This window comes from Ochrobactrum sp. EDr1-4 (genome assembly GCF_049199085.1).
Classification (GTDB): Bacteria; Pseudomonadota; Alphaproteobacteria; order Rhizobiales; family Rhizobiaceae; genus Brucella.
The window spans coordinates 561,869-584,395 of the sequence record NZ_JBLZOF010000002.1 but is presented as its reverse complement, the minus strand read 5'-3'; the positions used below and the strand labels follow the sequence as shown (position 1 = coordinate 584,395).

Genomic DNA, 22,527 nt, shown 5'->3' with positions numbered 1-22,527 from the left:
ACAGATTTAAATATTCGGAGCGTCCTTTGTGCGTTCTTTGGACGAAAGGGATAATCTGATGAATACGAACACGTCGCTCTGGATGGATTCTCCGGAGCGATACGGGCTTGTGAGCCGAATTCTACATTGGGCAATGGCCTATATTCTGCTCTGGCAGTTTGTTATGATCCTTTCGTGGAAAATGGTTGGCCCTTCAACGGTGCTTGATGCCATCAGAATTTTCGGTCCAGCACATGGAACGGTCGGGTTTCTGACGATTGTACTGGTTGTCGTGCGTGGCATCTGGGCATTCATCAATCGCAATCAGCGCCCGCCGCATCAAGCAGGACTGATGGGCAAACTGGCGTGCATTGCACATAATGCTTTCTATGTGCTGCTGTTCGCCATTCCGGCTCTGGCACTGTTTCGCGCCTATGGCAGCGGTAAGGGACGCGAGCAATGGGGCATTAATATTGTACCCGCAACCGGCGAGAAAGTGGAATGGATGATGGCACCCGCAAATGCGCTGCACAGCCTGCTTTCATGGGTTCTGTGCGTGTTGATTGTCGCCCACATACTGGCCGCACTGTTTCATCAACTGGTGCTTAAAGACGGCATTCTTTCACGCATGGCTGGCCCGATGCGAACTTAATTCTGTAAGTTTCAAGGTGAATAGAGATTTCACAGATTCAAAATATGGCAATGATGGACTATCCAGGGGAAGCTCCCCTGACCCGTAGATGTATACTCATCGCCAATGGTAAATTTAACTATTATCGCGCTGACGGCCAGTTTATTTAAACCACGGCATCTGGGCGAGCTGCAACCGGGACAGGATTAGCATGTCTGCATTGTTTGAACTTGAGAATGTGACTTTTTCGGTTGAAGGACGCACACTTTTGCAGCCGCTGAGCGTATCGATACAAGCAGGCAATATGACTGCACTTATCGGACACAACGGTTCAGGGAAGTCAACACTGCTTAAAATTCTTGCTCGGCAACACGTTGCATCGGCAGGAACGATAAGCTTCGCGGGTAAAAAGCTTGATAAATGGGGCGATCGAGAATTTGCGCGTAAGCTTGCATATCTTCCTCAGCAGACTGCGCCAGCTACGGGTATGCTTGTCAAAGAACTCGTGGCATTGGGACGCTACCCTTGGCATGGTGCTCTTGGGCGGTTTGGCTCGATTGATCGGCAGAAAGTCGATGAGGCCATTGAACTGACAGGATTAGGCCTGTTTGCTGACCGCTTGGTTGATACGCTTTCAGGTGGAGAGCGGCAGCGTGTGTGGCTTGCTATGTTGGTTGCGCAGGATGCAGAGTGCTTGTTGTTGGATGAGCCAACATCTGCGCTGGACATTGCTCATCAAATTGAAGTTTTATCGCTTGTACGAAAACTATCGCACGAAAAAAACCTAAGCGTGTTCGTTGTTTTACATGATGTTAATATGGCTTCGCGCTTTTGTGACGAGGTTCTAGCTCTGCACAGTGGTAAATTAATCGCCCGCTCGACCTGCAACGATATTATGCAGCCTGAACGCCTTCGGGACATATATGGAATACAAATGGATGTTATGCGTAATTCTTCTAATGGGTTGTTGTTTGCGGCCCCGAGATAGGTAAATCTATTGTTATCTAATTACGCGCAGTCTAATGTTTTATTGATCGCGTGATTTTGTAATCGGTATTTGGTTTCATAAAAATCGATCTTCATTTGCCGTAAAGCTGATTTAGAAAGTATATCCTTCCGAAATATCAAGCTGCAGGGCGACTGTTGCTTTTTTAATATCCTTCGCAACGATTGCGTCGTAAACGTCGAGATGGTGCTGAGCAGAGCTTCGAAAAAGTGTGTCGTTTGGAACAGATTGCCGCACGGAAGGACCAATATGCATCCAAAGTGGTTCCAATAGTTGGCTGATGAAGGCAAGGTTGCTCATTTCTGCGATCAACATATGGAAATGATAGTTCGCTTCCAGAAAGAGGTCCAGATCGTTAATTTCAGCGGAGCGGCAAATATCTGCAACGTAGATTTTCAGCTTATCAAGCTGCTCTTGCGTACGGTTTTCGATCGCGCGTTCCAGCGCAGCAGTCTCTAAAATAGTTCTTAGCACGCGAATATCATGCAGTTCCTTAGTGGTGAATATCGGCACCATCATCGTTCTATTGGCTGTTGAAACCACACTGCCAACACTCTCCAACCTCTGCAATGCATCGCGTACTGGCATCAAACTGGTTCCCAGGCTTTTAGCGAGACCTCGGAGAGGTAGCTTCTGACCCGGTGTAAATCGCCCCATCATAAGATTACGCTTAAGCATCTCATAAATCTGCTCATGAAGCATGTCACGGGAAACTGGTGACAGTTCAGGCGCGCTCGCTCCTGCTGGGTCGGTATCACGGTTTTGCATAAGGTCTCCTCTTAATGTGCCGTCGTCATAACATCGAACATAATCTTTAGCATTAAAAACATTGCCATAAAACTGTTATAACACTAGACAAATATGAAGTGTGGCCATAATCTGATGCCGCCAAGTTTGCCTTGAAAAGATCATGTCAGATGAATGGTCGGAGCAGATCTTAATGATGCGGTCTCTTGCATCTCTCGTGCCCAGACGGACGACTGCGCAAACGTCAAATGGAGGAAGATACAAATGAATGATAGGCTTTCCAACTCGCTCGCCCATGCGGATATCACGACGACTTTGCATCCCTACACAGATGCACGCGCGCACGAGCTACAAGGCCCGATGATCATTGATCGTGGCAAAGGCATCTACATTTACGATGATGCTGGCAAAGAATATATTGAAGGACTGGCCGGGTTGTGGTCGGTCGCGGTTGGCTTTGACGAACCGCGTCTCGTCAAAGTTGCCGCCGAGCAGATGGCTAAATTGCCTTACTATCATACATTCAGCCACAAATCGCATGAGCCATCCATCCGTCTTGCTGAGAAGATCGTTGAGATGACGCCTGCTTCGCTAACACGGGTGTTTTTTACAAGTTCTGGTTCCGAAGCCAACGACACCATGATCAAGATGGTCTGGTACATGAACAATGCGCTTGGCCGACCACTAAAAAAGAAATTTCTCGCCCGCACGCGTGGCTATCATGGCATCACGATTGCCTCTGGCAGTCTGACGGGCCTGCCAAACAATCATCGCGATTTCGACCTCCCAGCCATTCCGGTTAGGCATCTGACTTGCCCGCATTTTTATCGTTATGGTTTGCCAGGCGAGAGTGAAGCTGAGTTCACAGCAAGGCTGATTGCTGAAGCCGAAGCAGTGATCCTTGAGGAAGGTCCGGAAACCATTGCGGGCTTCATCGGTGAACCATTGATGGCTGCGGGAGGCGTGATGCCGCCACCAGAAGGTTATTGGAAAGGCATTGAAGCGCTTTGCCGCAAATATGATATTCTGCTGATTGCTGATGAAGTAATTTGTGGCTTTGGTCGTCTTGGCACGACCTTTGGCTGTGAATATTATGGCTTCACACCAGACATCATGGTCGTGTCAAAGCAGTTGACCTCGTCATATATGCCCCTTGCAGCAGTTGTATTTACAGAGGCCGTATATGATGCGATTGCTGACAATACGGCCAAGATCGGCACTTTCGGCCATGGCTTCACTGCCTCCGGTCATCCGGTGGCGACAGCCGTGGGTGTTGAAAATCTCAAGATCATTGAAGAACGTGATCTGATTGGAAATGCAGCCCGTATGGGTGCAATTTTACAGTCTAAACTGGCAGAACTTGCCGATCATCCGCTTGTTGGAGAAATTCGAGGCGCTGGCCTTATCGCTGGTATCGAGCTTGTGGCGGATAAAGAAAGCCGCCATCCTTTTGCTACGCCAGGCAAAATTGGTGCCCGCGCTTTCGCTGCCGGACACGAGAATGGACTCATTGTTCGCGCTATCGGCGATGTCGTTGCACTGTGCCCACCACTCATCATCAACGAAGAACAGGTGCACGAGACGGTGAAACGTCTCCGCAGAACACTTGACGATACTGCCCAGTGGCGCAGCTCTGAAAACCTGAACTAATCAACAAAAAGATGGGCGCTGTATAAATTACAGCGCCCTTTTTCAGGAGTGCATTGTGTTATTAGCCGCCTAATGTAGAATCTGACTGAGGAAAAGCTTCGTGCGTTCATGCTGGGGGTTGTCGAAGAACTCGGCTGGCGCATTTTCTTCGACGATCTGGCCCTGATCCATGAAGATCACACGGTTTGCGACCTGCCGGGCAAAGCCCATCTCGTGTGTCACGCAGATCATTGTCATGCCTTCATCAGCAAGGCTCACCATCGTATCCAGCACTTCCTTGACCATTTCCGGATCAAGAGCCGAAGTCGGCTCGTCAAACAGCATAACCTTCGGGCTCATGCAGAGCGCACGGGCAATCGCCACACGCTGCTGCTGACCACCTGAAAGCTGACCCGGATATTTATTGGCCTGTTCCGGAATTTTCACGCGCTTCAGATAATGCATAGCCACTTCTTCAGCCTGCTTCTTCGGCATTTTACGCACCCAGATCGGGGCCAGCGTACAGTTTTCCAGAATGGTCAGATGCGGGAACAAGTTGAAGTGCTGAAACACCATGCCGACTTCACGGCGAACTTCGTCGATCTTTTTGAGATCATTGGTAAGCTCGATGCCGTCCACAATGATCTGCCCTTTCTGGTGCTCTTCCAGACGGTTGACGCAACGGATCATGGTTGATTTTCCCGAACCCGATGGTCCGGCCACAACGATGCGTTCGCCCCGCATGACCTTCAGGTTGATGTCACGCAGCACGTGGAATTCGCCATACCACTTGTGCATATTCTTGATCTCGATAGCCACTTCGGTCTCCGAGATCGCCATTTGCGGACTATCTTCTTGAAGATCGTCGAAACGTTTGACATTTTCGCCTATCATTCGAGCATCCTTTTATTATTGCGGCTTTGCCCATTAGGCTGCACAGTTGATCAATATTTACCACATGACTATTTGAGCTCAGAAGTTACTCAACACTTCGTCACATATCTGTAAAAGCTCATCTGCATCAGAGATCGAAAAGGGCAGCGGTGGTCTGATCTTCAAAACATGACCGAGCGGTCCAGATGCACTGATCAGCACGTGCCGCCGACGCAGCTCATTGACGAGATTACCAGCAGCACCTGGTGAGGGCGCGCCATTCTCGTCCAGAATATCAACGCCCAGAAATAATCCCACACCACGCACATCACCGATCGCCGCGTGGCGCTTCGATAAGCCCTCGAAACCGGCCTTCATATGTTTGCCGACTTTCGAGGCATTTGCCAGAAGGTCTTCATCGCGCAGTATGTCAAGGACTGCCGAGGCAGCGGCGCAGGCAACTGGGTTGCCGCCGAATGTATTGAAATAACGAGCTTCGCGAGCAAAGCGTTCAAGAACTGCCTCACGTGCGACGACGCCTGCAATAGGATAACCGTTGCCCATTGGCTTGCCCATAGTGACAAGATCAGGGACGATGCCGTGGCGCTGGAAGCCCCACATATGCGAACCCAGACGACCGAAACCAGCCTGCACTTCATCTGCAATGAAGAGGCCACCCGCTTCACGGATTGCATCGACGGCACCTTTAAGGAAACCCGTCGGTTCTGCAAAAACACCATCGCTCGAAAAAATGGTATCGACGAGAAGTCCAGCGGGTCGAATGCCATGGCGTTGCATATCGGCAATAGCAATTCGAACTTCGTTCTCAAAAGAAGCACACACCTGCTCAGGAAAACCGGCGACACGCGCATCAGGCGCAGCAACCGTGCGAACCTCAATTGCCAGTGGCACATTTGGGCCAAGCGAAGGCGACATGGCCGCTATCGCATGGCTGATACCGTGATAAGCATTAGCGGTGACAATAAAGCCTGTACCGCCCGTATGGTTACGGGCAATACGCAGGGCCAGATCATTAGCTTCGCTGCCTGTGCAGGTCAGCATCAAACGGTTGGTTTGGGCCGGGAAGTGGCTGAGCAGCTTCTCAGCATAACTGATAATACCTTCATCGAGATAACGCGTGTGTACGTTGAGGCGCGCAGCCTGTTCAGCAATTGCTGATACAACACGAGGATGACAGTGCCCCACGCAAGGCACATTGTTATAGGCATCAAGATAGGCATTTCCCGCATCATCATAGAGCCGAACACCGGACGCGCGTTCAAAATGGACTGGCTCTTCGTAAAACATGCGGTACGGTTGACCGAGAACACGCTGACGGCGCTCAACAAGGTTTCTCGTGCGCTCATCAAGGCTTCCGGCGTTCTTCGCATCGAACGCATTGATCATCACAGGTACACTCATGGCATGCGCCTTAATTTCTGGTGAATGGAGCTGAATAGGTTTTGCGATAATGCTGACAACCGCTTTAATCGCATCCAGGAGGCGGGATTGTTTTTCATGATGTAAGGCCGGTTGACTGGGTCACTATCGGCCAAAAACTCTGTAACAATGACGTTAATGACGCAACGTGCGATCATAAACTCTGGCAAGAGCGTGAATTCCAGCTCCGACAAAGGCGAAGCATTATGGTAGGCCCCGACAATATCGGCGGCATTCTCAAAATCATCCTCTTCGCCGCGAATTTGTAACAGTGCGGCTCCTGCAAGATCAACAAGACGAGGAGCGTGAACCAAGTCGCCGAAATCCAGAAAGCCCGCCAACTGTTCGCCATTAATAAGGATATTTTGACCGTTCATGTCACTATGAACAGCCTGTGTGGGCAAGTAGGCTATTTGCGGCTTGGCAAGAGTTTCAAAACGATCCAGCATTGCTTGCGCAAGGGGACGACGATCTTCCTCTATCAGAAGCAAATGTTCGCGCAGACGGCTTATATTTTTCACATCCCATATAAGATCGCGCTCGTGTGCATAGCTATGATCAAAGCTCGCCAGCGCATTATCAAGGTTGGCTACTGCCTGTCCAATTGTCTGACGCAATGCTCTTGATGATAAAGCTACAGACGAAAGTGGTGTTCCTTCAAGATAGGTCAATAACCGCAAATATCTGCTATCATTTAGCGCCACGGGAACAATAGGCTGACCATTGATCGCGGATGTGACGCGGGGCGCTGAGATTTCAGGTGCTGTTTTTTCAATATGAAGAAGAACTGCATTTTCCAAAAGCACACTCTCGATGCTTTCCTGCGGATCAGAAATCTTCAGCGTGAACGCTGCACCATCGGCTAAACGGATGCGGAAATTCTGTGTGCGTTCACCGCCAAGCTCTATGGCTTGACCATCGATACCAAAATGCTTTCTCGTGAGGGTCTCTGCATCAATCGTCGTAATTCGCGCCATCATTCCTCTGCTTCCTGAAATGAATCAGCCAGAATGCCGAAACAGTTGACAACATCAGAGACGACAGCGTTTCGCGCGGCTGAAGCATTGTGAGACGCTATGGCGTCAAAAGCTATTTTGTGATCAGGAATTGCGTCAATCAGTTTGCCCGGTTCGGCCTTTGCGAGGCGTACCGAAGGGCCCATTCTCAACCAAAGCGGTTCAATCATGTCGCGCAGAATAGGAGAGTTGCTCATATCTGCGATATGCAGATGGAAGCTGGCATTCGCACGCAGGAAGAGACTTGTATCATTGGCGCCTGCCGCTGCAATCATGGCTTCAAAATGCACACGCAAACCGGCAAGGCTTTCGGGCGTTGAAGCTCGCGCAGCACGCGCCGCCGAAAGCCCTTCCAATGCCACTCGAATGTCGCGGATCTCCGTAAGTTCAAGTATGGTCAGACGTGGCACGATAAACGTGCGCTCAAGACGTAGTGCGCCAAGGCTTTCAAGCTTTTGAAGAGCGTCGCGGACCGGAACCACGCTCGTCCCGAGAGCCGCAGCAAGATTGCGAAGAACAAGTCTATCACCGGGGCGAAACTCCCCGATGATGAGTTTTTCCTTGATCTGCTGGTAGATCTGTTCGTTCAGCGTATCCTGAACGAGCGTCCTATATGTCTGTATGGCAACGCCGTCTGCCTGCACGTTTTGCCTAATGTCCATTTCTAGCGCCTCTCAAGAGCAAATTCGCGCTCAAGACGCCGGGAATGAATGGAGAGAATGAAGCAAAACACGAAGAATGCACCACCAACGACAAGATATGCTTCACGATAAAAGCCGAGCCACGCACCGTCAGCAATTGCTCCACGTGCACCACCGAGCACGTCAATAAGGCCAATAATACTTATCAGGGTCGTGTCTTTGATGGACTCGATAAAGGTGTTGATGATCGCTGGAAGAGCGATGCGAAATGCCTGCGGCAGCACGATCAGACGTGAAATAAGACCACCGGAAAGTCCGAGGCTCTTTCCTGCTTCTGACTGACCGCGTGGCACAGCTTCAAGGCCCCCACGGATTGCTTCAGCAAGATATGCAGCCTGAAACAGGATCAGAGCCACCTGAGCACGCAGGATATTGTCGACCATATTACCACCGGGCAGCAGAAACGGCAGCATCGTTGAAGCAATGAAAAGCACAGCAATGAGTGGCAGACCGCGCACGATCTCAACATAGAGCGAACAGAAACGCCGGACGATAGCGGCTTTCGACTGGCGACCAAGCACAATCAGAACGGATAGCGGAAGTGCCAGCACAATACCAAAAGCAGACAGGCCAACAGTAAGCGGCAGGCCACCCCACCGACTTGTTGACACTGCCGGTAGACCGAAAATGCCACCCCTCATCAATATGAGGCTGATGACCATGACTGCTACCCAAGCCAGTGCGAGTGCCGGTTTCCAGAAACGACGAAAGCCACTGATAATGAGGATGGAAAGCACCAACACGACAGCGAGTGTAGGACGCCAGTACTGATCAATTGGGTAGCTGCCGAAAAGGATAATGTGATAGCGCTCATAGAGAAACGCCCAACAGGCTCCAGCCGCCGCCCTGCAAACATCGGGTGATGCCGGACCAAATACTGCATTCACAACAGCCCATTGATAGAAGTGCCAGAACAGGTAGAGAAGTCCGCCAGTGATGACGACTGTCAGCAGGGCGTGCGGCCACGGATGAAAATAAGGTCGGAGCCAACCCGATACGAAGCCATCGGACGGACGTTGAAGTGTTGCAGAAGGTTCGCTCATGATTTCACCAGTTGCGCGCGTTTCTCCAACCAGCGGATAACAGCAGAGGTTATCAGGCTGAGCGACAAATAGATCAGCAGATAGATAGAGACGGTTTCAATAGCCCGGCCTGTCTGGTTGAGCGCGGTGTTACCCACCGAAACGAGATCAGGATAACCAATGAGAACGGCGAGTGTCGTGTTCTTGATTGCGTTGAGATACTGATTGGCCAGCGGTGGCAGCATGAGCCGAAGCGCTTGTGGTGCAAGAACCAGATAAAGTGTGAGCAATGGATTGAGGCCGAGCGAGTTTGCCGCTTCTGTTTGCCCCTTTGGCAAAGCAGCAAGACTTCCGCGTACAATTTCTGCGATAAAACCTGACGTGTAGAACGAAAGACCAATCAACATAGCGATATATTCCGGCGTAAGGCCCACGCCACCACGGAAATTAAAGCCGGTCAGCGCGGGCTTCTGTATCTCGCCCCAGCCAAGTGCAAAAATGATGACGCCAAGAAGAGCCGCAAGAGAGACGCAAAAGCCACCTGTGGCACGTCGGGAAAAATGTCCAGTTTCGTTGCGCCCTTTCACCATAAAGCGCCAGAATACATAGCCACTGATCAGGCTTGCAATGAAGATGGCGGCCAGCGTGGGCCCGGTATCTCCGAACAGAATTGTCGGCACATGGAGACCACGGCTTGAGATGAAAACAAAGTCCCCAAGTGCCCATGCCTGACGCGGTGCAGGAAGCACGCGGACGGCAGTTGCACAGACAACGAGAATGAGCAGAAGCGGTGTGTTACGCGTGACCTCAATATAAGTCTTCGCTAGCGTGCGAAGCTGCGGGTGAGCAGCGCGACCTGCAAGACCAATCAGAAGCCCGAGCAAGGTGGACAATACAATAGCGGCAGCAGCCAGCTTGATTGTATTGAGCAGACCCACAAGGAACGCCCGAAAGTAGCTGTCTCCTGAACTAAAGGAAATCAGTGACTCCCCGATTGGAAAAGACGTGGCGCTCCACAGGAAACTATAATCGATGCTGATGCCGCGTGCAGCGAGATTGGACGCAAGATTGTGTGACAGCCACGCAAAGACTGCAATGGCTGCCACAACAAACAGCGCGTTTTGAAGGCGCTCGCTACGCATTAGCGCAACGGTGCTGCATACATAAGGCCACCCTTCGTCCACAGGTCATTAAGACCGCGGTCGAGCTTGAGAGGGGAAGCCTTACCTAGGTTGCGCTCGAAACTCTCACCGTAATTGCCAACAGCTGAGACAAGTTTAACAACCCAGTCTTCCGGCAGACCGAGATCTTTGCCGTTACCCGGTGTGGTGCCGAGTATCTGCTTAACTTCCGGATCGGTAGAGTTTTTGGCAAGATCTTCAACGTTAGCCTGCGTAATCCCAAGCCGCTCAGCTTCAACAAGCGCAAACATGACCCAGCGTGCTATAAGGAAAAGTTGCTCATCACCACTTTTGACAGCAGGTGCGTAAGGTTCCAGCGTTATGAAATTCGGGAAGATGATGTAATCGTCGACATTACCATTACCGGCACGTGATCCGGCAAGGTTACCATAATTTCCGCCGAACGCATCACAACGTCCGCCAAAGAAAGCTGCATCCAGCTGCTCCCAGGCACTTAGTACAAGTGGTGTATAGTTGAGGCCGCGAGACTTGAAGAAATTCTCAGTGTTCACTTCGAAAGTGGAGCCCTGCAGGATACAGACTGTAGCGTCAGCCAACTTATCAGGACTATCGATACCAAGAGACTTTGGTACCATGAAGGTATAGCCGTCAAAGTAATTTGGTGAGGTGAAGCGGGCGCTCTGAGCGCCTTCGCGGTTCAGTGTTGTTGTTGTATCATGAGCCAGAACGTCGATCTCACCCGACGATAGCAACACAAAACGCTCGGCATAAGATGTCTGGCGATAGTTGACTTTCGAGGCATCGCCAAGAATAGCGGCTGCCATTGCCTTACAATAGTCAATGTCGATGCCGGCCAACTCGCCGTTCGCAGCTGGAGCGGAAAAGCCCGGAACGGCCTGACCAACGCCGCAGACCAGAGTACCCTTGGACTTAATTGCATCCAAAGCGGCACCTGCATGTGCTGCTCCGCTCAGTGCTGTTGCTCCCATTAGCGCAGCTGCACAAGCCATAATTCCCATTTTCAAAGTGCTCGTGATTTTCACGTTATTCCCCTTTGTTTTTATGCGTTTATATTAACCTCGCGGCGTTATGCCGTTGGGTATTCATGCTGCAGACTGGGTGATGCAGATGTATTTCAACTCAAGGAACTCCTCGATCCCGTACTTCGAGCCCTCCCGCCCGATGCCAGATTCTTTTACACCGCCAAAAGGTGCGACTTCATTGGAAACCAAGCCTTCATTGACGCCGACAATGCCTGACTCGATTTGTTCAGCAACGCGCCACATCCGGTCCAGATCTCGGGTGAAAATGTAAGCTGCGAGGCCGGATGTGGTGGCATTCGCGGCTTTGATCACGGCTTTTTCATCCGAGAACCGCTGCACGGGCGCAACTGGACCAAACGTTTCTTCGCTTTCAAAGAGCATCGTCGCATCGACATCAACAAGCACCGTTGGCTCGTAGAAGGTCTGTCCAAGCCTATGGCGTTTGCCGCCCACAACAACTCTTGCACCCTTGCCGACAGCATCGGCTACATGACGCTCCACCTTTGTCAGCGCAGCTTCATTGATTAACGGACCCTGTTGCACGCCTTCACCAAAGCCGTCACCAATTTTCAATGCGCTGACTGCCGCAGAGAGGCGCTCGATGAAAGCGTCGTGTACGTTTTCATGAACATAAATGCGGTTCGGACAGATGCAGGTTTGACCGGTATTGCGGAATTTAGCGTTGAGAACGCCTTGAACCGCAACGTCAAGATCCGCGTCTTCGAACACGATAAGCGGGGCATTACCTCCAAGCTCCATCGCTACTTTCTTGACCGTATTAGCTGATTGTTCGAGAAGAATTTTTCCGACGCGGGTCGATCCTGTGAAGCTGATTTTACGAACAATCGGGCTTGAAGTCATTTCGCCGCCAATTGCAGTCGCGTCACCAGTTACAATGTTGAATACCCCTTTTGGAATACCAGCACGTTCAGCAAGTTCGGCCATTGCAAGTGCCGAGTAGGGCGTAAATTCTGACGGCTTAACCACGACCGAACAACCTGCGGCAAAAGCTGGTGCGCACTTACGGGTAATCATTGCGGCAGGGAAATTCCAAGGTGTGATCGCTGCAACAACACCTATTGGTTGCTTGAGAACCATGATACGAGACCGAGCACGTGGAGCCGGGATCAGGTCTCCGTGGCACGCTTTGCCTCTTCTGCAAACCATTCCGCAAAAGACGCAGCATAACGGATTTCGGCTTGACTTTCCGCTAACGGCTTGCCCTGCTCGGCAGTCATGATCGTTGCGAGATCGGAAAGATTGGAAATTATCAGGTCAAACCAACGACGCAAAACGATTGCGCGCTCCATGGCTGGCAGCGCTGCCCATGCATGACGGGCCTGCTCAGCACTTTCAATTGCGCGGCGCGTCTCAGCAGCGCCCATATTTGGGACAGAACCGATCACAAGATTGGTTGCAGGGTCTGTGACAATAACTGTCTCTCCATTGTCAGCAGCTATCCATTCGCCACCGATATATGCCTTGTTCCGCAGGAGTGAAGAATCTTTAAGGCGGTCCTCTAACCGCGGCGTAGCGTGGTGGTTCATGTTGTTCCCAGTTCAGGTTTCTTTTTGTTAAGTGTTATAACACACAACAAATCTCAGCCTGTCAATACACGCTTTTTGCTATTTTACTGCTAAGCAGAAAATCGGGATCATCGAGACGTCTTTGACGACGCTCGCTTCGGCAAAGCCATTTTGTTAATATTTCTATCTCTTGATTTTGGAAAATTTAGCTGTGCTTTAAAGCATATCGGTCTGATCACCGATCGCTTTTTTATATATTATTTTGTGTATATCGATAATGTTTGATTTATATATTTATTTTATTTGCCCAATATTCTCTATAAAGCAAATATGCATCGCTATTAATTGAATATGTTTCACTTTCTACTTCAGGAACAGTTGATCCTGCAAGTAGTCCAGCTCCGAGGGCGGTGCCGGTGCTGCCGGATACAGCCGTAACATCACGCTCGGTGAAACTGGACAGTGCGGATAAGTAAATGGGGTTTTTTACAAAAGGCCCCTCGACGATAGTTGGACCACAGGCTTTTAGTAGATCAAGGCAAGTCGCTGTCATTAAGGCTGCGTAAAGGCATGCTGCAACATAAAGCTCATCAGAGTTTGCAGTGTCAGCATTTATCCATTGAAGTGAATTATTGGGATAAGGGCCGCTGCCAGAAATAGAAGATGGAAGCGCCATAATGTTATGATTGAGGACGACGTCTAGTGCTTTGGCTATTCTGTTTGGCGTTGGAGTTTTGATGCCGTCGGTCATCATATCAAATTCACGGCCACCCATGTAACGCGCGGATGGGACGGCACGCCCATAAGCATCGACATTGGCCAGTGTATCACGTTTGGGATCAAGCCCATCGAGATCACCACCAACGGCAAAGCTTACCACCCATGTCCCGGTCGATATGACGGAAAAAGGCGGGTCTCTGTGCAAAAGGTGAGCCAGCAGCGACGCATTGGAATCATGAATGCCGCAATAAACTTGCACCGGAACAGATATGCCTATTTCATCTGCCAGATCCTGATGCATCTGCCCCAAAACGTCGAATGCCGAACGCAAAGGCGGGAACTTACCTTCAATCCCGAGGCTTTCAACCAGCGACGAATAGGTGCTTACTTTCGGAAGCCAGAGATCCGTATGGCAGCCAAGTGATGTTGCTTCCACCGATGGTACACCCGTCAACCGATACGCCCAATATTGCGGGTAAGTGAGGATCTGGCTCACCTTGGCAAATTCTTCTGGAAACGCGGTTTTCAAATAATGTAGTTGCGCGCCGAGATTTAGTCCGACGCCCAATGATGGCGAAAAGGTTTCTTCAAAAGGTGGTTTGATACGCGCATAAGCAGCCCGGATTTCTGGAACATATTCATGCTCATAATCGAGCACCGGCATTGCAAGCTTACCCGTATCATCCAGCAAAGCCGCACAGGCGCCGTGGGTCGTGATGGATATAGCGTCAAATCCGGGATTTTGTGCAAAATCAGTGAGGCTTTTCAGAAAAAACTGCCAGAGCGCTTCGATGTCATAATGCGGATAAGGCCCTTCCCGCAAAACCTTGTTTGGCGTGCGATGAACGGCGATTTCACCCCCAGTTTTTGCATCGAGCAGCACAGCTTTGGCGTTTGTTTTTCCTATATCGAGAATGGCAATGCGTTTCATGGCATATGAAAGACTGGTTTGAGGTCGACGGAAACCGGCGAATTATCGGCGTTTGTTTCCATAATGTCGGACATATGCGCCCACCATTTTTTCATAACCGGATGGTCCGGCAGCGAAGCCATGCCGCGCGCTTTCGTGCGGGTAAGCGTGCCAAAAAGAAGATGCGTTTCTTCATCTAGCCAGATCGAGTAATTGGACACACCAGCTTCGTGCAGCAGATCGATAAGCTCCGGCCAGATTTCATCATGACGACGCCGATATTCGGCTTCCTGACCGGCATGAAGTTTCATACGAAACGCATAGCGCTCGGTTGTCATGTTTTACGCCTTGCTTTGAACTTGCGCCCGAGGATTGGCAGCGAGATCGTGATGATCAGCAACAGTCCAATGAAGATGGACATAACGATGCCAGGGACGTTGAGAAGGCCGAGGCCGAAGGTCACAAGTCCCATCACAAAAGCTGCGATTACCACGCCGATGATGCTGCCTGCGCCGCCGAGGATCGACACACCGCCGAGCACGACCATCGTGATGATTTCAAGTTCCCAGCCCTGAGCAATCGATGGACGGGTGGAGCCGAGACGCGAGGTGAGGCAGACCGCTGCAATCCCGCTCATCAGGCCTGTCAGCATGAACAGCGTAAACTTCATGCGCTCAACCGGAATTCCCGAGAAGCGCGCGGCAAATTCATTATTGCCAATTGCGTAAATGCGACGGCCAAAGCTGGTCGCGTGAAGCAGAACGCCAAAGATCAGCGCAAAAGCGATAAACAGCACAAACTCGAACGAGAAAACCCAGACGACATAGCCTTGACCAAAATAAGCGAAGCTTTCTGGGTATCCGCCATAGGCCTTATCGCCGAGCACAATATAGGAAATGCCGCGAAACAGGCTCATCGTACCAATAGTGACAACGATGGAAGGAAGTTTCATTCCTGCTACGAGTCCGCCATTGATTGCACCACAAAATAGTCCTGTACCAATGCCGATCAAAACCAGTCCGGGTGTGCCTACACCCATCTGTGCTGCGGCCCCCATGGCGGTCGATGCTAAGGCAATGATCGCAGCGACCGACAGGTCGATCTCACCGGAGATGATGAGCAGCGTCATTGCAAAGGCAATGAGCGCTTTTTCGGTGAAGTTAAAAGTTGCGTCGGAAAGGTTCCAGGCATTTAGGAAATATGGCGAGGCAAAGGAATTTGCGACGAAGATCGCAATCGCCACGCCAAGCAACAGCATTTCCCAGCTGGCAAACAGCCGCGTATAGGAGGTACCCAGCCGATCCGGGATATGGCGGCGTTCCGTTATCTCGCTCACGCTGCTGGCTCCTCATAAGTCTTAGCGGCCTTGTCACGCAGAATGATGCGTCCGCCGCGTTTCTCCTGTCGGGCATTAAAGATCACGGCTGCGATGATAACCGCGCCGGAAATCGCCATTTGCCAGAAGGGTGAGATGTTGATGACGGGTAGGGCGTTTTTGATAACACCGAGAAACAATGCTCCAAGCACTGCGCCAAAGGCCGTGCCAATGCCGCCGATGATCGAGATCCCACCGATTACGCAGGCGGCGACGCTATCGAGTTCAAATCCGTTGGCGATATCGACATAAGCAACCGCATATCGTGAAACCCAGAGATAACCGCACAAACCCGCCAACGAACCGGAGAGTACGAAGGCGAAAAAACGCGTTCGGCCCACGTCAATTCCGGCATAGACCGCTGCCGTTGGATTGCCACCTGATGCATAAAGTGCTCGGCCAAAGAAGCTGCGAGTGAGCAGCACATAGATAAAGCCGATAATGAGCAGCGCCGTCCAGCCAAGGAGCGGAAGTCCCAGAAACACCGTGCGCGGCGTATTGAGAAACGGTCCCGTCATTTGGTGCGCGTTTACCCAAGCACCACCGGAAAGCACAAAGGCCATACCGCGATAGATTGTCAGTGTGCCCAGAGTGACCACGATAGCCGGAATATCCAGTTTCCAAACCAGAATGCCGTTGATTGCGCCGAGTATGGCGCCAATGATCACGGCAGCAACAATTAACACGACCAGTGGTATTTCGGGGAAGGCGGCATTGAGCATCGCCACCGCCATACCGGTAAATGCCAGATTGGCCGCGACCGATAGATCGATGGACTTTGTCAGGATCACCGACATCTGTCCAAGGGCCAGAATAATCAGGATGGACGTGTCGTTGAAAATATTTGCGAGGTTGCGGGGCGAGCTGAAACCCGGTGCGCGCATCGAGAACAACCCGATCATAATTGCGATGATGACGAGAAGCAGGAGTTCGCGTTGTTTAAGAAGCTTTTTCATATTCTACCCCGCATTCTCACCGCTATTTCCGGTGGCGGCACGCACCAGAACTTCGGCATCAAGGTCGGCACGATCAAAAATGCCTTCCACCAGCCCTTCGCGCATCACCATGACGCGATCCGACATACCTATAATTTCGGGTAGCTCGGACGAGATCATAATGATGCTCAGTCCTTCCGCAGCTAATTCGCTGATAAATTCATGGACTGCGGCTTTCGAACCAATATCAATGCCTTTGGTCGGCTCATCTAGAATGATGACCTTTGGATGGGTCGCGAGCCATTTCCCGATAACCACCTTCTGCTGATTGCCGCCGGAAAGCGTTCCCACAGGAACCGAAAGTGCAGCAGCGCGCAGATCAAAACGCTCAGCATATTTGCGTGCGAGCTTGAATTCTTCCGCCATGCGCAGAAACCCGCGCCGCGATGTACGCGTCAGTGAGGGAAGTGATACATTCTGAAAAATCGGCATCTGCAAAACCGCGCCATGCCGTCCGCGTTCTTCCGGCACATAGACAATGCCTTGAGCAATTGCATCGCCCGAGCGGCGGATTTTGATTTCCTTGCCTTCCAGCACAACCTGGCCGGATGAAGGCGTCGTCATGCCAAACAGCGATTGTGCGAACTCGGAACGACCCGCGCCCACCAGACCATAGACACCAAGGATTTCACCGCGCCGCAGCTCAAAGGATATGTCACGGAACTCGGTCGGATGAGAATAGTTCGCAACCTTCAGCACCGTGTCGCCAAGCGCAACATCCTGCTTGGGAAAAGCCTTTTCCACCAAACGTCCAACCATCAGCCGGACAATTTCGCGCTCGTTCATTTCCGACAATAGTCCGTGCCCAACGGCACAGCCATCACGGAAAACAGCGTAACGGTCCGCAATCTCGTAGACTTCATCAAACTTGTGGCTGATGAACAGGATCGCCTTGCCCTGTGATTTCAGCCGCTCGACGATGCGGAAAAGATCATCAACCTCTTTGCGTGACAGGGCCGCGGTCGGCTCATCCATAATGACGACGCTGGAATCCACCGAAAGCGCGCGCGCAATTGCCACCAGATGCCGCTGCGCGATGGAAAGTTCTCGCAGCTTGATACGTGCATCAACCGTGATTTCCAGCGAAGAGAGCAGAGCCTGTGCCCGTGCAAAGACTGCCGCCCAATTGACGAAGCCAAGCTTCGTGCGGGGTGCATGGCCGAGATAGATATTCTCGCCAACGGATAATTCGTCGAAAAGCACCGTTTCCTGATGAATGGCGGTTACACCGGCGTCGGTCGCATCCTGCGCAGTCGAAAAATGAACCGGCTGACCATCAATCAGAATTTCGCCTTCGTCCGGGTGATAGATTCCCGTCAGAATTTTGACGAGCGTCGATTTGCCCGCTCCGTTTTCGCCGATCAGTGCTGTTACCTGGCCTGGATAGAGCGCGATATTGACGTTATCGAGCGCTCGCACTCCGGGAAATGTCTTGGCAATGCCGCGCATTTCCAGCAAAGGCGTATCCGGATGGCTGGCAGGCAACACCGATTGCCCGCTTTTCTGCAAAGCTGCATTCATCAGAAATACCTGAATTCAATTCGGAAAATGATGGCGGTGCAAGATTATCCATTGCACCGCCAGCCTCAGTCTTAAAATTAAAAGACCTTGGAGAATTCGTCGATGTTCGATGCGTCATAGACAAATGGATCGCTCATCGCGGCTTCGCCGTTTTCGCCAATCTTGATCTTGCCCATGCGACCGGCTTCGATTTCCGAGCCCGGCTTGCCGTCTGCATCACCCTTTACGAGATGATAGGCAATCTGCGTTGCAGAATAACCAAGATCAATCGGGTTCCAGATCGCGAATTCCTTGGTTGCACCCGACTTGATGGCGCCTGCCATTTCGGACGGAAGACCAAGGCCGGTTACATAAACATCGCCGATTTTGCCCGCGTCTTTGACAGCCTGCGAGGCAGCAAGCACGCCAACCGTAGTTGGAGCGACAATCACCTTCACATTGGGATTGGAGGTGAGGAGGCCCTGTGCTTCACGATAGCTCTTGTCGGCAAGATCATCACCGTAAACGGTGGTGACGAGATTAAGGCCCGGAAAATCCTTGAGCTGCTTCTTCATCTCGTCAATCCAGATGTTCTGATTGGTCGAGGTGGTTGTTGCCGAAAGGATCGCGAAATCACCCTTGCCGTCCGGAAGATGGTTTGCTGCAAGCGTCAAACACATCTTGCCAATCAGATCGTTCGATGATGGATTGAGATGGACGATGCGGCCTTCAGGTGCGACACCTGAATCCCATGAGATAACCTTGATACCACGCTGCGCAGCCTTTTTGAGTGCTGGAACAACTGCATCCGGATCGTTTGCCGAAATTGCAATCGCATCCACGCCTTGTGCAATGAGCGAATTGATAACTTCAATCTGGCCTTCGGCAGTTGTTGTCGTTGGGCCGGTGTAGATAACTTCGACGCCACCCAGTTCCTTGGCAGCTTCCTGTGCGCCCTTGTTGGCGGCTTCAAAAAAGCCATTGCCCAGCGACTTCGCAACAAGTGCAATTTTCATGTCAGCAGCCTGCGCCGCAGTTGCCATGAGAGCAACGGCAATAGCCGTGCTCATTGCCAGTTTTTTGAAAAGTTTCATGTCCCATTCCTCCCGATTAAGAACATTCCGATTTATATTAAAGCCTAGGCAACCTCTGTGGTCTCTCCCCGATCATTGCCTTTGCCAGCATTCGCAGATACAGGCGTTACGATGAGCCTGATGCCTGCATTTTCGACCATCCGTCGTGCATCGTCCGAAATGCCGTCATCGGTGATCAGTGTACTGACCCGATCAAGAGGACAAAGGATGAGGCTTGAACGGCGGGTGAATTTTGATGAATCGACCATCAGGACGATTTCGTCCGCCTGGCCCATCAGTTTTTGTTCGCTTTGAATAATCAAAGCGTCTGCTTCCATCACGCCAAGCGGACTGATGCCCTGACATCCCAGAAACATGCGTCGCCCGTAAAAGTTGCGGATCACGTCATTATCGAATGGCGACAGAATAAGGCTCTGTTCGCGATAAATCGCGCCACCCGGCACCAGAACTGTGCTTTTGGACTGCCGCAAAAGATGTTCAGCGATTGCAAAAGAATTTGTCAGTACTTGCATGCGCCGCGCTGCAAGGTAATGCACCATCTGAAACGTGGTTGAGCCACCATTGATGATAATGCTGTCACCTTCTTCGCAAAGCGATACGGCTTCGCGTGCAATTGCGCGTTTGCAATCCGTATTCTCGGCTTCCGATACTTTAAAGGAACGACCTGCAAGATTGCTGAGTTGCGGTGGATGAATAGCTTCTGCGCCACCACGAACGCGTTTAATACGGCCTTGCATATGAAGAGATGCAATATCACGTCGCAGCGTCGCCTCAGACGCTTCCGTCAGTTCTACAAGATCCTGAATGGTGATCACCGGCTTTTCCTGAACTGCACTCAGGATAATACGGTGGCGTTCTCTCTCGTGCATGGCTCCTCCTCCCTCATGTATCAAACATAAAAGGGGAAGATGTCAATCACAAACAATCACTAGCGATATAAAATTTACTATTGTTGATCGATTATGATTATTTTTGATTGACACCTTCCGTTACATAACGCCATATCTGCCTGAAATGTGATCGATTGGGCGTAAACAGCGTTCAGTCAGGTCTTCACCATATATCGGGAGGATGAGATGGTGGCGCAAAATAGGCTGTTGGATAATCGATGGGACGACGCGAAAGCGGCAACGCTGGATGAGCCTGGAAAATTGCTTTACCGCTCAAACCTGCTCGGCTCTGATAAGCGGATCACCAATTATGGTGGTGGTAATACATCAGCCAAGGTACAGGAAACCGACCCCCTCACTGGAAAGACCGTTCCGGTACTTTGGGTTAAAGGCTCTGGTGGCGATGTTGGCACCATTAAGCTTGACGGTTTTTCGACGCTTTATCAGGATAAGCTCGACGCGTTGAAGGGCATCTATAAGGGCGTTGAAGACGAAGACCGTATGGTCGGCTTCCTTCCGCACTGCACATTCAATCTCAATCCTCGTGCCGCTTCCATTGATACGCCATTGCATGGTTTTGTACCATTTACGCATGTTGATCATATGCATCCTGATGCGATCATCGCAATTGCCGCATCCAAAAATTCCCGCGAGCTGACGGCAGAGATTTTCGGCGACGAAATTGGCTGGCTTCCGTGGCGCCGTCCGGGCTTCCAGCTCGGTCTTGACCTTGAAGCTTTCGTGAAAGCAAATCCGAATGCAAAGGGTGTAGTCCTTGAAAGTCATGGGCTTTTCACATGGGCCAATGATGCAAAAGCCTGCTATGAGCTAACGCTTGAAATCATCAACAAGGCTATCGAATGGCTTGATAAGAAGGGTGAAGGCAAGGCCGCTTTTGGCGGTGCTGTCACACAAAGCCTTGATGATTCAGAACGCCGTGCAATTGCTGCGCGTCTCATGCCTGAGATACGCGGGTTGATCGGAAAGGAAGAGCGCAAGCTTGGCCATTTCGATGATCAGGATGCGGTTTTGCAATTCGTAAATTCGAAAGAACTAGAGCCACTCGCACGCCTTGGCACATCTTGCCCGGATCACTTCCTGCGCACGAAAATTCGCCCACTTGTGGTCGATTTCGATCCCGCGAAACCGGATGTTGATGGTGTGGTTGCTGGTCTCGAAGCTTCACTCGAAGCCTATCGCGCTGATTACACGCGCTATTATGAGAGCTGCAAGCACGACAACTCGCCGAAAATGCGCGATCCCAACCCGGTCATTTTCCTGATCCCCGGCGTCGGCATGTTGTCTTTCGCGCGCGACAAAGCGACAGCGCGTATTGCCGGCGAGTTCTATGTGAACGCAATCAACGTCATGCGCGGCGCATCATCCGTATCTGAATATCAGGGGCTGCCCGAACAGGAAGCCTTCGATATTGAATATTGGCTGCTTGAAGAAGCCAAACTCCAGCGTATGCCGAAACCTAAAAGCCTGGCTGGACGCATTGCGTTGATTACGGGCGGTGCAGGTGGCATCGGCTATGCCACCGCTGAACGTCTGGCAGGTGAGGGCGCTTGCGTGGTTCTGACAGATATCGACGCAGAATCGCTCAAAACCGCTCACGCAAATCTTGCCAAGCGTTTTGGTTCCGATCAGGTTCGCAGCGTCGAGTTGAACGTCACCAATGAAAGTGCGGTCATCAACGCTTTCACAGAGGCAAGTGTTGAACTTGGCGGCATCGATATATTGGTTTCAAATGCCGGTATTGCATCGTCTGCACCGATCGAAAAGACCGAGCTTTCGATGTGGAACCGCAATATTGATATTCTTGCGACCGGATATTTTCTTGTTTCTCGCGAGGCATTTCGGCTTTTCCGGCGTCAGAACCTTGGCGGTAACGTGGTTTTCGTCGCTTCCAAGAATGGGCTCGCCGCTTCGCCCGGTGCATCTGCCTATTGCACGGCAAAGGCTGCAGAAATCCATCTGGCGCGTTGTCTTGCCCTTGAAGGTGCAGAAGCTGGTATTCGTGTGAATGTGGTCAACCCGGATGCTGTACTGCGCGGCTCGAAAATCTGGGACGGCGAATGGCGTGAACAGCGTGCAGCGTCATCTAAGATCGACGTCACTGAACTGGAAGAGCATTACCGCAAGCGCTCGCTGCTCAAACTCAATGTATTGCCGGAAGATATTGCAGAAGCGATCTACTTCCTTGCGAGTGATGCTTCAGCCAAATCCACGGGCAACATTATCAATGTTGACGCCGGAAATCAGGTGAGCTTCCCGCGCTAATAATC

19 protein-coding genes and 1 pseudogene are annotated in these 22,527 nt (G+C 51.2%); 4 read left to right on the top strand and 16 right to left on the bottom strand.

Features of this window, described 5'->3' with window-relative positions:
• The first annotated feature begins 58 nt into the window (after positions 1-58).
• Complete coding sequence (locus tag ACOZHT_RS09175) at positions 59-631, top strand: cytochrome b (protein ID WP_339510235.1); 573 nt, start codon at positions 59-61, stop codon at positions 629-631.
• A gap of 190 nt (positions 632-821) precedes the next feature.
• Positions 822-1,598 carry an ATP-binding cassette domain-containing protein gene (locus tag ACOZHT_RS09170; protein WP_339510233.1) on the top strand — a complete coding sequence of 259 codons (777 nt, stop codon included), beginning with the start codon at positions 822-824 and terminating at the stop codon, positions 1,596-1,598.
• A 111-nt stretch (positions 1,599-1,709) separates the two neighbouring features.
• Here ACOZHT_RS09170 and ACOZHT_RS09165 read toward each other — a convergent pair whose 3' ends face one another.
• Positions 1,710-2,384, bottom strand: a complete 675-nt coding sequence (locus ACOZHT_RS09165) for a GntR family transcriptional regulator (protein ID WP_339510231.1) — start codon at positions 2,382-2,384, stop codon at positions 1,710-1,712.
• 243 nt (positions 2,385-2,627) lie between these two features.
• On the opposite strand from ACOZHT_RS09165, the gene ACOZHT_RS09160 reads away from it, so the two are divergent.
• A complete protein-coding gene (locus ACOZHT_RS09160) occupies positions 2,628-4,013 on the top strand; it encodes an aspartate aminotransferase family protein (protein ID WP_339510229.1) in 1,386 nt (461 codons plus the stop codon).
• A 69-nt stretch (positions 4,014-4,082) separates the two neighbouring features.
• On the opposite strand, the gene ACOZHT_RS09155 is transcribed toward ACOZHT_RS09160, so the two are convergent.
• The 15 genes and pseudogenes from ACOZHT_RS09155 to ACOZHT_RS09085 all read right to left on the bottom strand — a co-directional run bounded on the left by ACOZHT_RS09155 (position 4,083) and on the right by ACOZHT_RS09085 (position 20,218).
• A complete protein-coding gene (locus tag ACOZHT_RS09155; RefSeq protein WP_421565693.1) occupies positions 4,083-4,832 on the bottom strand; it encodes an amino acid ABC transporter ATP-binding protein in 750 nt (249 codons plus the stop codon).
• Between the two features lie 132 nt (positions 4,833-4,964).
• Positions 4,965-6,287, bottom strand: coding sequence for an aspartate aminotransferase family protein (locus ACOZHT_RS09150; protein WP_339510225.1), 1,323 nt, complete (start codon positions 6,285-6,287; stop codon positions 4,965-4,967).
• Positions 6,284-7,285 (bottom strand): phosphotransferase, encoded by a 1,002-nt coding sequence (locus ACOZHT_RS09145; protein ID WP_421565628.1) that lies wholly within the window; start codon positions 7,283-7,285, stop codon positions 6,284-6,286. Before ACOZHT_RS09145 ends, ACOZHT_RS09150 begins: the two co-directional genes overlap by 4 nt.
• Entirely contained in the window at positions 7,282-7,983 is a 702-nt protein-coding gene (locus ACOZHT_RS09140) for a GntR family transcriptional regulator (RefSeq protein ID WP_339510221.1), read from the bottom strand. The genes ACOZHT_RS09145 and ACOZHT_RS09140 overlap by 4 nt, the downstream gene beginning before the upstream one ends.
• 2 nt (positions 7,984-7,985) lie before the next feature.
• The gene (locus tag ACOZHT_RS09135) at positions 7,986-9,065 is read right to left on the bottom strand and encodes an amino acid ABC transporter permease (RefSeq protein WP_339510219.1); all 1,080 of its coding nucleotides are present in this window, start codon (positions 9,063-9,065) and stop codon (positions 7,986-7,988) included.
• On the bottom strand, positions 9,062-10,186 hold the full coding sequence (locus tag ACOZHT_RS09130) for an ABC transporter permease subunit (RefSeq protein WP_339510217.1): 1,125 nt from the start codon (positions 10,184-10,186) through the stop codon (positions 9,062-9,064). Before ACOZHT_RS09130 ends, ACOZHT_RS09135 begins: the two co-directional genes overlap by 4 nt.
• Complete coding sequence (locus ACOZHT_RS09125) at positions 10,186-11,229, bottom strand: amino acid ABC transporter substrate-binding protein (protein ID WP_339510215.1); 1,044 nt, start codon at positions 11,227-11,229, stop codon at positions 10,186-10,188. Before ACOZHT_RS09125 ends, ACOZHT_RS09130 begins: the two co-directional genes overlap by 1 nt.
• A 60-nt stretch (positions 11,230-11,289) precedes the next feature.
• Positions 11,290-12,776 (bottom strand): annotated as a pseudogene (locus tag ACOZHT_RS09120) (NAD-dependent succinate-semialdehyde dehydrogenase).
• Positions 12,777-13,041: 265 nt separating this feature from the next.
• Positions 13,042-14,406 carry an FGGY-family carbohydrate kinase gene (locus tag ACOZHT_RS09115; protein WP_421565627.1) on the bottom strand — a complete coding sequence of 455 codons (1,365 nt, stop codon included), beginning with the start codon at positions 14,404-14,406 and terminating at the stop codon, positions 13,042-13,044.
• Positions 14,403-14,723, bottom strand: coding sequence for an L-rhamnose mutarotase (rhaM, locus tag ACOZHT_RS09110; protein ID WP_339510209.1), 321 nt, complete (start codon positions 14,721-14,723; stop codon positions 14,403-14,405). Before rhaM ends, ACOZHT_RS09115 begins: the two co-directional genes overlap by 4 nt.
• Complete coding sequence (locus ACOZHT_RS09105) at positions 14,720-15,721, bottom strand: ABC transporter permease (protein ID WP_339510207.1); 1,002 nt, start codon at positions 15,719-15,721, stop codon at positions 14,720-14,722. Before ACOZHT_RS09105 ends, rhaM begins: the two co-directional genes overlap by 4 nt.
• Complete coding sequence (locus ACOZHT_RS09100) at positions 15,718-16,716, bottom strand: ABC transporter permease (protein ID WP_339510205.1); 999 nt, start codon at positions 16,714-16,716, stop codon at positions 15,718-15,720. Before ACOZHT_RS09100 ends, ACOZHT_RS09105 begins: the two co-directional genes overlap by 4 nt.
• 3 nt (positions 16,717-16,719) lie before the next feature.
• On the bottom strand, positions 16,720-18,276 hold the full coding sequence (locus ACOZHT_RS09095) for a sugar ABC transporter ATP-binding protein (protein WP_339510203.1): 1,557 nt from the start codon (positions 18,274-18,276) through the stop codon (positions 16,720-16,722).
• 77 nt (positions 18,277-18,353) lie between these two features.
• Positions 18,354-19,349: a rhamnose ABC transporter substrate-binding protein gene (gene rhaS, locus ACOZHT_RS09090; protein ID WP_339510201.1), complete on the bottom strand. Its 996-nt coding sequence runs from the start codon at positions 19,347-19,349 to the stop codon at positions 18,354-18,356.
• 44 nt (positions 19,350-19,393) lie between these two features.
• Positions 19,394-20,218, bottom strand: coding sequence for a DeoR/GlpR family DNA-binding transcription regulator (locus ACOZHT_RS09085; RefSeq protein WP_339510199.1), 825 nt, complete (start codon positions 20,216-20,218; stop codon positions 19,394-19,396).
• A 207-nt stretch (positions 20,219-20,425) separates the two neighbouring features.
• Here ACOZHT_RS09085 and ACOZHT_RS09080 point away from each other — a divergent pair, with 207 nt between their 5' ends.
• Positions 20,426-22,522: a bifunctional rhamnulose-1-phosphate aldolase/short-chain dehydrogenase gene (locus ACOZHT_RS09080; protein ID WP_339510197.1), complete on the top strand. Its 2,097-nt coding sequence runs from the start codon at positions 20,426-20,428 to the stop codon at positions 22,520-22,522.
• The last annotated feature ends 5 nt before the right edge of the window (positions 22,523-22,527 follow it).

Excerpts from the sequence above, each read along its gene's own strand:
- ACOZHT_RS09175 (WP_339510235.1), top strand. The coding sequence starts at position 59 with ATGAATACGAACACGTCGCTCTGGATGGATTCTCCGGAGCGATACGGG.
- ACOZHT_RS09170 (WP_339510233.1), top strand. The coding sequence starts at position 822 with ATGTCTGCATTGTTTGAACTTGAGAATGTGACTTTTTCGGTTGAAGGA.
- ACOZHT_RS09165 (WP_339510231.1), bottom strand. The coding sequence starts at position 2,384 with ATGCAAAACCGTGATACCGACCCAGCAGGAGCGAGCGCGCCTGAACTG.
- ACOZHT_RS09160 (WP_339510229.1), top strand. The coding sequence starts at position 2,628 with ATGAATGATAGGCTTTCCAACTCGCTCGCCCATGCGGATATCACGACG.
- ACOZHT_RS09155 (WP_421565693.1), bottom strand. The coding sequence starts at position 4,832 with ATGGCGATCTCGGAGACCGAAGTGGCTATCGAGATCAAGAATATGCAC.
- ACOZHT_RS09150 (WP_339510225.1), bottom strand. The coding sequence starts at position 6,287 with ATGAGTGTACCTGTGATGATCAATGCGTTCGATGCGAAGAACGCCGGA.
- ACOZHT_RS09145 (WP_421565628.1), bottom strand. The coding sequence starts at position 7,285 with ATGATGGCGCGAATTACGACGATTGATGCAGAGACCCTCACGAGAAAG.
- ACOZHT_RS09140 (WP_339510221.1), bottom strand. The coding sequence starts at position 7,983 with ATGGACATTAGGCAAAACGTGCAGGCAGACGGCGTTGCCATACAGACA.
- ACOZHT_RS09135 (WP_339510219.1), bottom strand. The coding sequence starts at position 9,065 with ATGAGCGAACCTTCTGCAACACTTCAACGTCCGTCCGATGGCTTCGTA.
- ACOZHT_RS09130 (WP_339510217.1), bottom strand. The coding sequence starts at position 10,186 with ATGCGTAGCGAGCGCCTTCAAAACGCGCTGTTTGTTGTGGCAGCCATT.
- ACOZHT_RS09115 (WP_421565627.1), bottom strand. The coding sequence starts at position 14,406 with ATGAAACGCATTGCCATTCTCGATATAGGAAAAACAAACGCCAAAGCT.
- rhaM (WP_339510209.1), bottom strand. The coding sequence starts at position 14,723 with ATGACAACCGAGCGCTATGCGTTTCGTATGAAACTTCATGCCGGTCAG.
- ACOZHT_RS09100 (WP_339510205.1), bottom strand. The coding sequence starts at position 16,716 with ATGAAAAAGCTTCTTAAACAACGCGAACTCCTGCTTCTCGTCATCATC.
- ACOZHT_RS09095 (WP_339510203.1), bottom strand. The coding sequence starts at position 18,276 with ATGAATGCAGCTTTGCAGAAAAGCGGGCAATCGGTGTTGCCTGCCAGC.
- rhaS (WP_339510201.1), bottom strand. The coding sequence starts at position 19,349 with ATGAAACTTTTCAAAAAACTGGCAATGAGCACGGCTATTGCCGTTGCT.
- ACOZHT_RS09085 (WP_339510199.1), bottom strand. The coding sequence starts at position 20,218 with ATGCACGAGAGAGAACGCCACCGTATTATCCTGAGTGCAGTTCAGGAA.
- ACOZHT_RS09080 (WP_339510197.1), top strand. The coding sequence starts at position 20,426 with ATGGTGGCGCAAAATAGGCTGTTGGATAATCGATGGGACGACGCGAAA.